Source organism: Tenacibaculum bernardetii, assembly GCF_029125915.1.
In the GTDB taxonomy this organism is placed as follows: domain Bacteria; phylum Bacteroidota; class Bacteroidia; order Flavobacteriales; family Flavobacteriaceae; genus Polaribacter; species Polaribacter bernardetii.
Map to the genome: position 1 here is coordinate 173,499 of NZ_JAQJCU010000003.1, position 14,564 is coordinate 188,062.

Below are 14,564 nucleotides of genomic sequence, written 5' to 3' on the forward strand. Positions count from 1 at the left end.
AAAAGATATTTGAAGTATAATACATAAATAATGAGAACGATGAAAATTACCATGACAGTTTTATTACTATTTGTTTTTCAGTTGGTAAATGCGCAATTTGAAGATAAATTTTATTATCCTAAAAAAGAATGGAAAGAAATTAAAACACCTTTTTCAGAAGATTTTATTTCAGTAGAAAAAGATACAATTCACACCGCTTTTTTTCAGCCAAAAACACCTCCGAAGGCAACAATTTTATTTTTTCATGGAGCCGGAGGAAATATATCCACTTATATGTACATGATTAAACCTATGATAGCTAATGGATACCAAGTGTATGCGGTTGACTTTAGAGGTTATGGTAAATCAACAGGAAAGTCAACACATAAAAACGTACAGGAAGATGTAATTATTGTCTTTAATAAAATGAAAGAAAATAAAGACATAAAAGGCACAAAATTAATTGTATTAGGAGCGTCTTTAGGTTGCCAAATTGCTACAAACTTTACTAAAAATCATCAAGAAGAGGTTGATGCTTTAATTTTAGATGGCGGTTTTTCATCTTTTGCAGATGTAGCTAAATTGTATGCGCCAAAACCAGCACATACATATATAGAAAGTGTTTTAGGCAAAGTATATCCATCTAAAGAAGAGATCAAAGCAATTAAAAACTTGCCTAAATTAATAATACATGGTAAAGTAGATAAAACGATTCCGATAAGTCATGCACAGATTGTTTTTAAAAATGCACAAGAACCTAAAACTTTTCTTGCTTCTGATAAAGGACATTTAGAAGCTTTTAGTAAGGAAACAAAAAAAATATTTAAAGAAATTGATAAACTTTTAACGGTTGAGTAATAAAAAATAACAATTCGGCGCTATTCTTGATAAAAACAGAAAGAAAGTCAAGATATTTGAATCATCAATAAAAAACAATAACAATGAAAAAAATAATTTTAGCAGCAATATTTATTTTAAGTGTAGTTTTAAGCTCTGCAGCTCAAGAAACACAAACCGTTACTATAGAATTTAACGGAATGAAATCAGACAAAGGAGATTTATATATCGCTTTATATAATTCTGAAGATTCTTTTTTAAAGAAACCTTTAAAAGGTACAATTGCAAAAGTTATTGATAAAAAAGCAACAGTAGTATTCAAGGATATAGCAATAGGAACTTACGCAATTTCTGCTTTTCATGATGCAAATAATAATAAAAAAATGGATACTAATTTTTTCGGAATTCCAAAAGAACCAATTGGTATTTCTAATGATGCAACAGGTTTTATGGGACCGCCAAAATATAAAAATGCAAAATTTAAAGTATTAAAAAACATAAAATTATCAATTAAGATAAACTAAAAAAACATGAAAAAGATAATCACATTACTAGTATTACTATTAGCTATAAACTTATCAGCGCAAAGTAAATATGAAAAAGGTATGACCAAAGGGTTTGAGCTTTGGCAGTCAAATAAAACAACAGAAGCTAGTCAGTTATTTGAGCGTATTTCTAAAGCAGAACAAGAAAACTGGTTACCTCCGTTTTACGCAGCAACGATTGAAATTGTTGGAAGTTTTGGTGTAAAAGACGAAGCTGTTTTAAAAGCGAAACTTAACAAGGCACAAGAATTTTTAGATACAGCAACAGCTGTTTCACCAAATAACCCAGAAATTTTAATAACACAAGCATTGTTAAATACTGCTTACATGGCTTTTGACGGGCAGAAATACGGAATGTCAATGTCTATGAAAAACGGAGCGTTATATTCAAAAGCATTTAAATTAGCACCTAACAATCCTAGAGTTATATTAAGTAAAGCACAAGCAGATATGGGGGCTGCTAATTTTTTCGGACAATCTACAGCGCCTTTTTGTAAAGATATTAAAAGAGCTATTGAATTAGGCAAGACAGAAAAAATAACAGAAAAGTTTTATCCTAAATTTATGTTAGATAGGGCAGAAGAAGTATTAAAACAATGTCAGAAAAAATAATAGCTAGCTAAAGAGGCAATTGCTTATTTTTGTAAAACAACACAAACTAAACACAATGGCTTTAAAAGCAGTTTTATTCGATATGGATGGTGTAATTGTAGACACCGAACCATTACATAAACAAGCATATTTTTTAATGTTTGCTAAAGTAGGAATCGAAGTTTCTCAAGAATTATATAATGCTTACACAGGGCAATCAACCATAGATATTTGTAAAGATTTAGTTAGCAAGTTTAACTTATCGATTGCAGCTACCGAATTAGTTGCTTACAAAAGAGCTTTTTTTAAAGAGCTCTTTTTTTCTGATAAAAATGATTTGCAATTATTAGAAGGTGTTTTAGATTTAATTAAAGATTATTACGCAAACGGAATAACACTCGTTTTAGCATCGTCTGCCTCTATGGTGACGATTGATAATGTTTTTAATAAATTTGATTTAAATCAATACTTTAAAGGAAAGATTAGTGGTGCAGATTTAAAGGCATCAAAACCGCATCCAGAAATTTTTTTAAAAGCAGCTGAAATTGCAGGTTTTAAGAAAGAAGAATGTTTGGTTATAGAAGATTCTACAAACGGAATAAAAGCTGCTTATGATGGCGGAATTTATTGTGTAGCGTATAAAAGTGAGCATTCTAAAGCGCAAGATTACACATTAGCACAGAAAATAATCTCTAATTACAACGAAATTAAATATAATTTAGTAAAAAACATCGTTTAGTTTTTATCAATTATTACTACATAAAATAATTGGTTTAATAATTTTTAGGTATATAATTATGTTATTTACAATAATAGTAGCTTATAATTATTAGTGTAATAATTCATAGGTAAGTGTTTTGTTTTTAAATATTTAGCTTTATAATAATCTTAACAAAGAGTATTTGTTGGTGGTTGTTTGTTTTTGTAAATTTGCACCATGGTACAGAAAAATACTGAACAACAAAATTCACGAGTATTAACTTTTAATTATCTGGTTTTTAGAAATCAATCAGATAAATTCATACCTCCTGCTTCTTAGTTTACAAGCCAAGTCTTGTAACAATTTTTTTCTGTTAAGAACAGTCGGCCTTTAATTAGGCTATCGCTACATACTTTAAAAATATTGCAATATTACCTATTCAACTTATTAAGTTAAGTAAGAATAGGTGTAAAAGCAATTTGTTACTTTTCTATATGTTTATGGCTATTAATTAGCTATAACAGCATGATTCCTTTATAAAAATAATATTAATTAAAAACAATTATATGAAACTGATATACATCAAAAGAAAAACTATTCAAGAAAAAAGATACAGTATCCCTATGGGTGAGCTAACAACAAAAGTAACATACATTAAAAAATATTTACTTGGGTTGCCTCTTAAAACTGTACATAAATATAGAGAAACATATTATGGAGAAGTAAAAGATTGTGAAGACTGTATGTTATTCGTATAGTACATTTATAAATTAACAATCTAACTTATTCAAAAAATATAAAAACACATGAAAGTACTTGTAATTGGTGCAGGAAATATGGGGTTAACCTATGCAGAAGGAATGTCTAAATCTAAACTTCTTAAGAAAAAGAATATTATGGTTTTAGATAAATCTGAAGAAAAACTTAAAGAGCTTCATAAAATAGCACATTTTGATACTTTTGAGAAACTAGAAGATTGTGTTCCTAAGGCTGATATTATTTTTATCGCTGTAAAACCACACCACGCAATTAATGTGTTTAATACTATAAAGCCACTTGTGCAAAACGAGCAAATAATAGTATCTATAATGGCAGGTGTTACTATAGAGTCTATTGTAGAGCTAACAGGCTTAAAAAAGATTGTTAGAGCAATGCCAAATTTACCAGCACAAATAGGAAAAGGTTTAACCTCTTTCGTGGTTTCTGATGAGGTATCTAGAATAGAAATGCTAACGGTGGAAAGTTTATTGGCTACTACAGGTAAATCTATTCAGGTTTCTAGTGAGAAATTAATTGATGCTTCTACGGGAATTTCAGGAAGTGGACCTGCCTATGTTTTTTACTTTATGCAAAGCATGATGGAAGCAGCATTAAAAATGGGTTTCTCGAAAAAAGATTCTACAGTATTAGTTACTCAAACTTTTGCAGGAGCTATCGAACTTTTTAATCAGTCGAATATTTCACCTAATTCTTGGATGGAAAAAGTAGCTTCAAAAGGTGGTACAACGCGTGCAGCATTAGATTCTATGGAAGATAATAATGTGAATGAGTTGATAAAAGAAGCAGCTTTTGCAGCATTTAGTAGAGCGGTAGAATTAGGAGAAGAGCATTAAAAATAGTGTAATGCATTTTTTTAAAATTATTTATTTTGGTTTTTTAACTGAATAATTTGAGCCGCGATACTAATGGCAATTTCTTCTGGAGTTTCACTTTTTATTGATAAACCAATAGGAGCATAAACAGCATCTAACTCTTTTTGCGAGTGTTTTTCATTTCGTAAAACCTCCCACATTGTTTTTAATTTTGCCTTACTGCCTAAAACACCAATAAATTTATAATCGTTTTTAAGTAGTTTACTTAAAGCCAATTTATCATCGGTGTATTTGTTGGTCATAATAGCTACATAACTTGTTTTTCCTTCAGGAATATGGTTGTTGATATCATTATAATCAACAACTAATTTTTTATGTGCGAAATTATTATTTTCGAGAGTGTTGAGGTTTTCTCTATTGTCAAAAACAACTACATAAAACCCAAGTTTTACAAACGTTTCTGAAACAGCTACTCCAACATGCCCTCCGCCAACAATATATAAAGTTTCTTTATAACCTATATATTCATTAAAATACCAATCAGAATTTGAATTAATTTGATAATTAAATTGATTTTCTTGTTGTTTTTTTGAAAAACAGAATGAGTTAGGCGTTAAATTTAATGTTCCGTTTTGTCCTGTTTGAATACAGCTTAAAATACTTTCAATTACAGATATCTGCTTAAAATCTAAACAATGAAAAGCAATTGTTTGTTCACCAGAACAGATCATTCCAGATCCGTTTTCTATACTACCTTTATGAATTTGTTTTTTTATAAATATTGGTGATTTTTTATTTTTTAAAAAATTTTGAACCTCTTCAACCAAAGTAAACTCCATTACACCACCGCCAATAGATCCAAAAATAAATCCGTCTTGTGCAACTAGCATTTTAAAACCTTTTCTTCCAGGAGAACTCCCGAAGTTCTCAATAACTGTTAAGACATATGCTTTTTGATTGTCTTTTATTTTAGCTAATACGTATTTCCAGAATCCCATTGATTGTTATTACTGTCATAGCGAATAAGTATGATGAAGTTATCCTTTAAAGAAGACTACAACATCTTATTCTTAATGATTAGTTAATTAAAAATTGTTTCACTTAAAGCGTAATAAATAGCCATTAAAGCAGAGAAAATTGCACTTGCTATAAAACGCCAATTTAAATGTATTTTATTTTGGATGATAAAATTAACAGTAAATGATATTGGAATATTTACCGTAAAAGATAACAGTGCAATCATTAATAAATCTTTGTTTATTTCATCGTAATTTCCTGAAAATAATTTAATAAAAGCTAAGTGCCTAAAAACCCAAATCGGATTAAAATAGGCGATAGCTAAACCTGTTCTTGCTATCGTTTTTTTTAAGCCTTTAAGAGAACTTGTTTTATTATCAATCCAAATAAAAAAATTAGGAATTTCAAAAGCATATATTGTTGCCCCGATTAACATCATTCCGAGTAACCGATATATAGAAAAATCGTTTAATAAAAGTGCTGCAATCGTATCTCCAGTGCTATAAATAATAGCGCCTTTTAATATGTTTTGTTTGGTGTATTGTAGTTTGATTGATTTTTTATTTTTAGAGTTTATAGGTAAAAGAATCTATAAATATTAAATAACTGCTATTGGTTTTCGTACAAGCCCATTAATACTTTTTCTGGCGTAAAAGGCGAGTGAAATTTTAATTTATAATTAGGATTAAATTCTTTAACAGCTTCCTGAATCGCAAAATAAGCACCAATTCCGTACATTAAAGGAGGTTCACCTACCGCTTTCGATTTTTGTATAGCCATATCATTTCCTGTTGTTTTAACAGGAATCGTTTCTACTATTTTCGGCGTAGAAAAAATATCAGGAACTTTATACGTAGATAACGCATTCGATAATAAACGCCCGTCAGAATTGTAGGCAATTTCCTCCATAGTCATCCATCCAATTCCTTGCGCTAAGGCTCCTTCAACTTGACCGATATCAATTCCCAAATTCATAGATTTACCAAAATCGTGCACAATTTTTACGGCATCAATTTCATAAGTTCCTCTCAAACAATCTACCGTTGTAGTAGTAATTGCTGTTCCGTATACATGATACGCAAACGGATGCCCTTTTTCTTTAGATTTATCAAAATGAATAATAGGTGTAGCGTAATGAGCGTTTTCAGTTAAAGCAACACGTTGCACCATGGCTTGACTAATTACATCTTCCCATGAAATAGTAGATTTTTTACCATCAATAAAAACAAAATCCTCTTGAAAAGAAATGTTTTTTTCTTCGGATGAAGTTAATGTAGTAGCAACTTCAGTTAATCTTTCAATTAATGTATTACAAGCCATTTCAACTGCTTTTCCGTTTAAATCTGCAGTAGAGCTCGCTGCAGAAGGCGAAGTATTGGCAACACGAGTTGTATTGGTAGTTTCTAGCTTTAATTTAGCAGCTGAAACGCCTAAAACAGTTTGTGCAACTTGCAGCATTTTAGTGTTTACACTTTGTCCCATTTCTACAGCTCCTGTAGAAATTCCCACACTACCGTCTTGATAAATATGAACCAATGCACGTGCATGATTCATTTGTGTGTTTGTAAATGAAATACCAAAAGTAATTGGCATTAATGATATTCCTTTTTTGAATCTATTATTCTCTTTATTAAAAGAAATTTTTTCAGCTTCTAATTTTTCTAAATCAAAAGTATCTTTAGCAGTAAACCAGGTGTTTTTAGCCTCTACTTGTGTTGCAATTTGTCCGTATGAAAACTCATCATTTTCAGCTAACAAATTAACTTCTTGTATTTGTTTTTTATTGATGCCTATTTTATCTGCTGCATCGGCAATGGCACTTTCTATAACATACATTCCTTGTGGCCCGCCAAAACCACGAAAAGCAGTGTTGGGTGGTAAATTAGTTTTACAACTAAATACAGTAGTGCTTACATTCGGAATAAAATAACTGTTAGTGGCGTGAAATAAAGTTCGTTCTGCAATTGCTGGAGATAAATCGGCAGCAGCACCAGAATTTTGTAAAAACTCAACTTCAAAAGCTTTAATTTTTAAATCTTTTGTCAATCCTATTTTATAGAAAGAAGAATATGGGTGGCGCTTACCAGTCATACGTAAATCGTCATGACGATTCAACATATATTTTACTGGGCGATTTAAATGTTGTACAGCAACAGCTGTCATAACTGCCCAAGGAGTTGCTTGATCTTCTTTACCCCCAAAACCACCACCTAAGCGAATAACATCTACTTCAATCTTATGCATCGGAATTCCCAATACTTTAGCAGCCGTTTTTTGTACTTGCGTTGGTCCTTGGGTAGAAGAAGTTAGCTTTATGTTTCCGTTTTCTAACGGAACAGCGTAGCAACCTTGTGTTTCTAAATATAAATGTTCTTGTCCGTTAGAGAATGTTTCACCTTCAAAAACATATTCACATTCAGAAAAAGAACCAGATGAATCACCAAGTGTAAAAGAGCGAGGTGCGTTGATAAAACTATTTTTTTCTTTAGCCTCTTTTGCTGTTGTAATAACAGGAAGCTCTTCAATATCAATGGTAATTAAAGCTCTTGCTTTTTTAGCAATAGCCTCTGTTTTAGCAACAATAAAAGCAATTGGTTGTCCCCAGAAATGTACTTCATTTTCTGCCCATAGCGGTTCGTCAGGAATAATTCCTCCGATTTGATTTTCTCCTAAAACATCTTTGTAGGTAAATATTTTCACAACACCTTCTAAGGCTTCTGCTTTAGAATAATCTACCAATTTTATTTTTCCATGCGCTTTTGGCGAATCAAAGCATAGGCCTATTAAAGCATCTTGGCGGAGCATTAAATCATCTACAAATAACGATTCTCCTCGAACATGTGTATAACTATCTATGTTTTTCATTAGGCAATTAGTTTTTTTAGTTCGATTAGATTCGGAAATAATTCGATAAAATGGGCAAAGAATAATTGTTTAGCTAATAAACGTTTGTATGCAGATGTTCCTCTTACATCACTAATTGGTGATATTTCTGATTGAAGTATTTCTTGTGCTGCTATTATAGTATCAGCATCCATCTTTTTTCCGATTAAATAATCATTCGTTTTGTATAGGTATTTCGGAATAGCAGCAACGCCACCTACTGAAAAATGAGCTCCTATAATAGTACTTTTTTCTATTGATATTCTACCAGCTGCATTAACACTCGCAATATCTAAATGGGTACGTTTGCTTACTTTTTCAAAATTAAAAGCTTCATTTTTTTGAAGAACTTTAAAGGAAATAGCCTTTAAGACTTCATTTTCTTTTAAATCGTATTTTTTGTAATCTTGATGAAATTCTTGAAATAAAATATGACGTTCTGATTCGTCTTCTTTAATAATTGTTAAAGTAGCATTTAAGGCTAAAAAGAAAATAGACATATCGCCAATTGGTGAAGCATTAACGAAATTACCGCCAATGGTTCCCATATTTCTAATTTGTTCCGATGAAATTAATTTCATAAACAGCTTTAACTTCGGAAATAAAGTTTGTAGCTTTTTATTTTCTGCAATTTCAGTAACCGTTGTATTCGCACCTAAAGTGCAAATTCCTTCAGAAAAAGAAATACCAGATAATGTTTTTTTATCTGCGAGTAAATAAACCTGTTCGTCAGCCATTTTATCCGCAGAGCGAACATATAAATCGGTTCCGTTAGCAACTTTTATTCCTTTTGTTTGTTCAGAAGATTTTGCCCCTATTTTTTTTAATTGATCAGGAATCGTTTCAAAGTAATTAGGAATAAAACCTTCTTTAATCAACCAATCTATTTGATGATTGTCGTCTTTATTAGCTAACTTTTCTTCAACTTCTAAACCTGCTTTTTCTATAGATTTATAACCGGTGCATCTACAAATATTACCACTAATGGCATCATTACAAGTAGTGTTATTATTGTTGCTTAAAGCAAAACCAGTCATAGAAACTACAAAACCAGGCGTGCAAAATCCGCATTGAGTAGCGTAATTACTAGTCATCGCTTCTTGAACGGTATTTAGGCTCTTAGGCAAGTTAATTCCTTCTATAGTAACAATGTGTTTACCATTTGCGTTCCCTAAAGGAGAAATACAAGAAGTAATACTCTTGTAGTTTACATTATCGCCTTCTACTGTGCCAATTAAAACAGTACAAGCTCCGCAATCGCCTTCGCGACAACCGATTTTTGTACCTTTTAACTGTTGATGATCTCTAATGAAATCGAGTAGCGTAATACCTGAATTTACAGGTGTTTTAATAATCTGATTGTTGAGTATAAATTGTACCATATGCAAAGGGCAAGATACGAAATAGTACGAAGTGTTTGGTTAGTATTTATAGTTAAAAAAAAAGAACTATAGAATGCTTAAAATTACCAATTTAAACGTGTCATAATAGGGTAGTGGTCTGATAATTTAATATCACTATATGTTTTGTAGTGATTTATAGTTGCTTTGTTGTCAGTAAAAATAAAATCTATACGCATAGGGTAGATATATCTAAAAGATTTACCTAAGCCAATACCAGCATCTAAAAAAGCATCTTTTTTGTTTTTAGATAGTTTGTTGTAAACCCAAGAGTATGCTGTGTTGTTAAAATCGCCACACACAATTTTTTTTCCTTTCCATGAAGTTTCATGTTGTAAGATAAGTTCAGCTTGACTTACTTGTTTTTTAAAACCGTTAGATAAACGTTTAAATAAGCGTTCGGAATCTTTCTCTCCGAAATTTACTTTCTCCGGATTTACTTTCAAGGATTCTAAGTGTACATTATAAACGCGAATTGTGTCTTTATTTTTTAAAATATCAGTAAAAATAGTATTGTTAGCACTGTTTTTAAAGTTTAAAGAGCCTGAGTTTATAATCGGGTATCTCGAGTAAATAGCTAGTCCGAATTTATTAGCTTTCGACTTGGTTTTAATGTATTTATAAGGAAGATTTATGTTTAATGATTTAGATCTGTAAAACTCTTGCATTACAAGAACATCGGGATCTTCATTATCAATAAAATCATAAATCTTTTGTTCGGTAGTGCTATCTTCTAAATGTTTATAATGATTGAATAATCGCACATTATAACTCATCACTTTTAAGTCGTTATTTAATATGAATTCTTTATTAGAAAATTTTATTAAAGGCGGAGAAATGAAATAGCCAACTACTAATATAAGTAGCGATAATAAAGCGTTTTTATGTAGTTTAAGTAACCAGTAAATAAAAAAAACAATATTTAAAATAACTAATAAAGGAACAAATAAACTAAAAACGGCAAGTGCAGGGATTGTTTTTGGAGATAGAAAAGGTAACACATAAGAGAGCAACAAAACAGTTGCAAAAACTGAATTGATAAAGAACATCAACTTATTGACAAGTGAATATTTTTTCATTTGATTATTTACCTTGTTTAAATAAAAAGTCTTTCTCACTTTTTGTTAAAGTATCATAACCTGATTTACTTATTTTATCTAGAATATTATCTATTTCAGCTTGGTTTTCTGATTTTTTGTAGTTGTTTTTTGATGGTTTTTTTCCAGATTTATAAACTGTCTTTAAAGGTTTTTCCTTTCTCTCAAAAAACTTTTTTAGCGGTTCTAAAATCTCTAACTCTTTATTGCTGGCTCTTACAACATATAAAAATCCAAATATAGCACCGCCAATATGTGCAATATGGCCGCCAGCATTACCGGCAGGTATTTGTATAATATCAATAGCTACCCAAATACAAGCTAAAGTCCATAATTTTACAAAACCAATTAAAGGAAATTTTAATTCATAATTAGGTATATAGGTTGCAATACCTATAAAAATTGCTGAAATTCCTGCTGATGCTCCAAGTAAAACACTAATATTAGCTTCTTTTAGTAATACAGGAAAAATAGCATAACTAATTAAAAATAAGATTCCGCCAAATAAGGTTCCTAGAAGGTAAAAATTTAGTAATTGTTTAGAGGTGAAATATTGTTTAAAAAGATGCCCGATATAGAATAAAGCAACTAAGTTTAATAGTATATGAAGAAAACTAGTATGTAAAAAACCGTAGGTAATAATTGTCCACGGTTTGTATAAAAACTCATCAAAGTTGGCAGGTAAAGAAAACCATTCAACCAATAAGTTGTTATTAGATTGAAATAAAAATCCAAAAGTATTGGTAATAAAAACCAATAAAAAAACAGCAAGGTTTACGTAGATAAGTTGCTCTACAATACCTGCATTTTTAAAACGATATTTTAAGTTATCTAAAGTATTCATCAATTTTCTTTTTCTTTCAAGGAATCTAATATACTACATTAATGAGTTTTGAACTGATTTTTTTTCCAATACCAAGCAATAATAAAACCAATAATAGCACCTCCAATATGTGCAAAATGTGCAATATTACCAATTGAGTACTTCGTAACACCAAAAAATAAATCACTAGCAATCATTACCGGAATAAAGTATTTTGCTGCAATTGGCACTGGGAAAAAGATCAATGCTAGTTTTGCATTCGGAAACGTTAATCCGAAGGCAACTAATATACCATAAACAGCACCAGAAGCACCAACGGCAGGCGTGTGGTACAAGCTGTAAAACTCGCTCATTGTTCTGTTAGAAAGCGTTATTATATTTTCATTGTACTGCCCTGTAGTTAAAATGTTTTGTATTTCGGAAGGAGAAACACCTAATGCTGCTATTTGCTCGTAAATACCATTAAATTGGTAGTAATTTACAAGTGTATATATCAACCCCGCACCGATACCTGCAGAGAAGTAAAAAAATATAAATTTATTTCTACCCCACATCTGTTCTAAAGGAGTACCAAAAGCCCATAACGCATACATGTTAAAAAGTAAATGCATTGTTCCGCCATGCATAAAAGTATGCGTAACGTATTGCCAAACACCAAAATGCTCGTTTTGTGGATAATGTAAAGCAAATATATTTGTTAAGTCTAAATTTAAAAATTGCGGCGCAAAATACATAATCACGTTAATGATTATTAAATGTTTTATAGCGTCAGTTAATTTTCCCATGTTTTTATTTTATTTATTAAAAATGGTGTCAATTTCGTTTAAAGTCAATGTTTTAAACGTTGGTTTACCAAGAGGCGATGCATTTGGTTCTTTACAAGAAAATAGATCGTCCACTAAGTTTTCTTGTTCCTTAGTAGATAGTACTGTTCCTGTTTTTATAGCCAATGATTTTGCAAAAGATTTTGCCATGACATCAAAATGGCTAAAACTAGTATCAGGCACTTCTAGCTTAATATCGTCTAATAATTGTTCTAAAATTAAAGTGATTTGACTTTCACTTATTGATGTTGGCATTCCGCCAATAACAACACTTTCTTTCGTAAATTCATCAAACATAAAACCAGCACTTTCTAAATCCGATTTTATCGTATAAATCATTTCAATATCTGCTTTAGAAAAAGAAATATTTACAGGAAATAACAATTGCTGACTACTAGCTTCTTTTACGGTTATATTCTCTAAGAACTCTTCGTATAAAATACGTTGATGTGCTAGTGATTGATTGATTAAAACAACACCAGATTTTATTGAACTTAATAAATATTTTTTTTGAATTTGAAAAGTTTTACCCGTTTCAGTTTCTTGATGACTTTCAAAAAGTTGTTCTTGTTTTACCGCTTCTAACGGTTCTGTATTTGTATATAAAGCTTCCCAGTTACTGGTGTCTTTTTTGAAGTTAGATTGATAACTTACCGATTTAGAACTCTGTGAGTCGTTTGAGTTATTTGATTTTGACTCGTAACTAGTTTCTGTTTTAAACGGATTAAATGTAGGATCTACACTAATCGGAGGAACAGAGGATGAGGTCCTTTTGTTTTTACTGTAATCGTATGGGGTATCAAGCGTAGCATCTCTGTTAAAATCTAAGACCGGTGCAACATTGTATTGCCCCAAACTGTGTTTTACAGTAGCACGTAAAATAGCATATAATGCTTTTTCATTATCAAACTTAATCTCAGTTTTTGTTGGATGTATATTTATATCGATACTATTTGGCGGCACTTCTAAATATAAAAAATAAGACGGATGTGAACCGTGTTCTAGTAAACCTTCAAAAGCATTAGAAACGGCATGATTTAAGTACGAACTTTTTATAAATCGGTTATTTACAAAAAAGTATTGTTCACCTCTTTTCTTTTTAGCAAACTCAGGCTTCGCAGTAAATCCGTTTATAGTAATAATATCGGTTTGCTCAGAAATAGGAACTAATTTCTCGTTCATTTTTGCGCCAAAAATAGCCACAATTCGTTTGCGTAAATTACTTTTCTTTAAATGATAAACCTCTGTATTATTGTGATGTAATAAAAATGCAATGCCAGGATGTGCTAGTGCAACTCTTTGAAATTCATCTACAATATGACGGGTTTCAATAGTGTCTGATTTTAAGAAATTTCTTCTTGCTGGGATGTTGTAAAACAAGTTTTTAACCGCAATACTTGTACCTTTAGAAGTTGAAACAGGTTCTTGAGAAACAATTTTACTTCCTTCTATTTTTATTTGAGAACCTAATTCTTCCTCTTCTTGTTTTGTTTTTAGCTCAACATGCGCAATAGCAGCGATAGAAGCCAGTGCTTCACCACGAAAACCTTTGGTGTTTAAGTTAAATAAATCTTGGGCATCTTTAATTTTCGAAGTAGCATGACGCTCGAAACTTAAACGTGCATCGGTAGCACTCATTCCTTTACCATCGTCGATTACTTGAATTAAAGTTTTACCGGCATCTTTTATTAAAAGTTTTATAGAACTAGCACCTGCATCAATCGAATTCTCTACCAATTCTTTAACTACAGAAGCGGGTCTTTGTACTACTTCACCTGCTGCAATTTGATTTGCTACATGATCAGGAAGCAATTGTATAATATCTGACATTAGTTGTTTTTAGATAAAAATATAGAAAGATCAAATTCGATAAAAAATAAAAATAATAGCAGTAAAATAGCAATTATAATTAAGATTGTTGGGTTGAATCCGCCATTTTCAGAGTTTTTAAATTCATTAATTGCAGCAGTAAATTTTCCTTTTAAATTTTTTGATTTACCAACAGTCGTGCGGTATTTATCAAATTTATGTTTTACTTGATACGGATTTCCTTCTCCTTTGTAATAGGTAGGCTTGTAATCGAACTTTTTATTTTCTCTTTTAATAAATCCCATAAAATGCTGTTGTTTTGAATACTATAGTGTAACAAAAATCACACCAAATTAAGACGAAATTCAAAGTTACTGAATTATGAATAAGTGGTCAAAAATTATGACTAAATTAAAGTTAAAAAAAGAACCAAAATGATAAACATCTTGGTTCTTTATATTTTAATT

At 30.7% G+C, this 14,564-nt stretch carries 15 protein-coding genes; 6 read left to right on the forward strand and 9 right to left on the reverse strand.

The window, feature by feature from the left end:
* Window positions 1-30 precede the first annotated feature (30 nt).
* The 6 genes from P2G10_RS03790 (at window position 31) to proC (ending at window position 4,265) form a co-directional block, all read left to right on the forward strand.
* A complete protein-coding gene (locus tag P2G10_RS03790) occupies window positions 31-837 on the forward strand; it encodes an alpha/beta hydrolase (RefSeq protein WP_275315231.1) in 807 nt (268 codons plus the stop codon).
* An 83-nt stretch (window positions 838-920) separates the two neighbouring features.
* Window positions 921-1,340 (forward strand): DUF2141 domain-containing protein, encoded by a 420-nt coding sequence (locus tag P2G10_RS03795; RefSeq protein WP_275315232.1) that lies wholly within the window; start codon window positions 921-923, stop codon window positions 1,338-1,340.
* Window positions 1,341-1,346: 6 nt separating this feature from the next.
* Window positions 1,347-1,973, forward strand: coding sequence for a tetratricopeptide repeat protein (locus tag P2G10_RS03800; protein WP_275315233.1), 627 nt, complete (start codon window positions 1,347-1,349; stop codon window positions 1,971-1,973).
* 55 nt (window positions 1,974-2,028) lie between these two features.
* Window positions 2,029-2,691: an HAD family hydrolase gene (locus tag P2G10_RS03805; protein WP_275315234.1), complete on the forward strand. Its 663-nt coding sequence runs from the start codon at window positions 2,029-2,031 to the stop codon at window positions 2,689-2,691.
* Window positions 2,692-3,218: 527 nt separating this feature from the next.
* The gene (locus P2G10_RS03810; protein WP_218771113.1) at window positions 3,219-3,410 is read left to right on the forward strand and encodes a hypothetical protein; all 192 of its coding nucleotides are present in this window, start codon (window positions 3,219-3,221) and stop codon (window positions 3,408-3,410) included.
* Window positions 3,411-3,458: 48 nt separating this feature from the next.
* Window positions 3,459-4,265 carry a pyrroline-5-carboxylate reductase gene (gene proC, locus P2G10_RS03815; RefSeq protein WP_275315235.1) on the forward strand — a complete coding sequence of 269 codons (807 nt, stop codon included), beginning with the start codon at window positions 3,459-3,461 and terminating at the stop codon, window positions 4,263-4,265.
* 26 nt (window positions 4,266-4,291) lie between these two features.
* Here the strand turns inward: proC and P2G10_RS03820 are convergent, their stop codons facing one another.
* The 9 genes from P2G10_RS03820 to P2G10_RS03860 all read right to left on the reverse strand — a co-directional run bounded on the left by P2G10_RS03820 (window position 4,292) and on the right by P2G10_RS03860 (window position 14,402).
* Window positions 4,292-5,242 (reverse strand): XdhC family protein, encoded by a 951-nt coding sequence (locus P2G10_RS03820; protein ID WP_275315236.1) that lies wholly within the window; start codon window positions 5,240-5,242, stop codon window positions 4,292-4,294.
* 83 nt (window positions 5,243-5,325) lie between these two features.
* Complete coding sequence (locus tag P2G10_RS03825) at window positions 5,326-5,700, reverse strand: hypothetical protein (protein WP_275315237.1); 375 nt, start codon at window positions 5,698-5,700, stop codon at window positions 5,326-5,328.
* 170 nt (window positions 5,701-5,870) lie between these two features.
* Window positions 5,871-8,126 carry a xanthine dehydrogenase molybdopterin binding subunit gene (locus P2G10_RS03830; protein ID WP_275315238.1) on the reverse strand — a complete coding sequence of 752 codons (2,256 nt, stop codon included), beginning with the start codon at window positions 8,124-8,126 and terminating at the stop codon, window positions 5,871-5,873.
* Window positions 8,126-9,526 (reverse strand): FAD binding domain-containing protein, encoded by a 1,401-nt coding sequence (locus tag P2G10_RS03835; RefSeq protein ID WP_275315239.1) that lies wholly within the window; start codon window positions 9,524-9,526, stop codon window positions 8,126-8,128. The genes P2G10_RS03830 and P2G10_RS03835 overlap by 1 nt, the downstream gene beginning before the upstream one ends.
* A gap of 83 nt (window positions 9,527-9,609) precedes the next feature.
* Window positions 9,610-10,623 carry an endonuclease/exonuclease/phosphatase family protein gene (locus P2G10_RS03840; RefSeq protein WP_275315240.1) on the reverse strand — a complete coding sequence of 338 codons (1,014 nt, stop codon included), beginning with the start codon at window positions 10,621-10,623 and terminating at the stop codon, window positions 9,610-9,612.
* A 4-nt stretch (window positions 10,624-10,627) separates the two neighbouring features.
* Window positions 10,628-11,485 (reverse strand): rhomboid family intramembrane serine protease, encoded by an 858-nt coding sequence (locus tag P2G10_RS03845; RefSeq protein ID WP_218771106.1) that lies wholly within the window; start codon window positions 11,483-11,485, stop codon window positions 10,628-10,630.
* Between the two features lie 38 nt (window positions 11,486-11,523).
* Window positions 11,524-12,249, reverse strand: coding sequence for a rhomboid family intramembrane serine protease (locus P2G10_RS03850; protein WP_275315241.1), 726 nt, complete (start codon window positions 12,247-12,249; stop codon window positions 11,524-11,526).
* Between the two features lie 9 nt (window positions 12,250-12,258).
* Complete coding sequence (gene mutL, locus P2G10_RS03855; protein WP_275315242.1) at window positions 12,259-14,118, reverse strand: DNA mismatch repair endonuclease MutL; 1,860 nt, start codon at window positions 14,116-14,118, stop codon at window positions 12,259-12,261.
* On the reverse strand, window positions 14,118-14,402 hold the full coding sequence (locus P2G10_RS03860; RefSeq protein WP_218771103.1) for a riboflavin synthase subunit beta: 285 nt from the start codon (window positions 14,400-14,402) through the stop codon (window positions 14,118-14,120). The genes mutL and P2G10_RS03860 overlap by 1 nt, the downstream gene beginning before the upstream one ends.
* Window positions 14,403-14,564 lie beyond the last annotated feature (162 nt).

What these genes read in the sequence shown, in the direction of transcription:
- P2G10_RS03820 (WP_275315236.1), bottom strand. Translation starts at nt 5,242, where the DNA reads ATGGGATTCTGGAAATACGTATTAGCTAAAATAAAAGACAATCAAAAA.
- P2G10_RS03800 (WP_275315233.1), top strand. Translation starts at nt 1,347, where the DNA reads ATGAAAAAGATAATCACATTACTAGTATTACTATTAGCTATAAACTTA.
- P2G10_RS03805 (WP_275315234.1), top strand. Translation starts at nt 2,029, where the DNA reads ATGGCTTTAAAAGCAGTTTTATTCGATATGGATGGTGTAATTGTAGAC.
- P2G10_RS03795 (WP_275315232.1), top strand. Translation starts at nt 921, where the DNA reads ATGAAAAAAATAATTTTAGCAGCAATATTTATTTTAAGTGTAGTTTTA.
- P2G10_RS03840 (WP_275315240.1), bottom strand. Translation starts at nt 10,623, where the DNA reads ATGAAAAAATATTCACTTGTCAATAAGTTGATGTTCTTTATCAATTCA.
- P2G10_RS03825 (WP_275315237.1), bottom strand. Translation starts at nt 5,700, where the DNA reads ATGATGTTAATCGGGGCAACAATATATGCTTTTGAAATTCCTAATTTT.
- P2G10_RS03830 (WP_275315238.1), bottom strand. Translation starts at nt 8,126, where the DNA reads ATGAAAAACATAGATAGTTATACACATGTTCGAGGAGAATCGTTATTT.
- mutL (WP_275315242.1), bottom strand. Translation starts at nt 14,118, where the DNA reads ATGTCAGATATTATACAATTGCTTCCTGATCATGTAGCAAATCAAATT.
- P2G10_RS03810 (WP_218771113.1), top strand. Translation starts at nt 3,219, where the DNA reads ATGAAACTGATATACATCAAAAGAAAAACTATTCAAGAAAAAAGATAC.
- P2G10_RS03860 (WP_218771103.1), bottom strand. Translation starts at nt 14,402, where the DNA reads ATGGGATTTATTAAAAGAGAAAATAAAAAGTTCGATTACAAGCCTACC.
- P2G10_RS03835 (WP_275315239.1), bottom strand. Translation starts at nt 9,526, where the DNA reads ATGGTACAATTTATACTCAACAATCAGATTATTAAAACACCTGTAAAT.
- proC (WP_275315235.1), top strand. Translation starts at nt 3,459, where the DNA reads ATGAAAGTACTTGTAATTGGTGCAGGAAATATGGGGTTAACCTATGCA.
- P2G10_RS03850 (WP_275315241.1), bottom strand. Translation starts at nt 12,249, where the DNA reads ATGGGAAAATTAACTGACGCTATAAAACATTTAATAATCATTAACGTG.
- P2G10_RS03845 (WP_218771106.1), bottom strand. Translation starts at nt 11,485, where the DNA reads ATGAATACTTTAGATAACTTAAAATATCGTTTTAAAAATGCAGGTATT.
- P2G10_RS03790 (WP_275315231.1), top strand. Translation starts at nt 31, where the DNA reads ATGAGAACGATGAAAATTACCATGACAGTTTTATTACTATTTGTTTTT.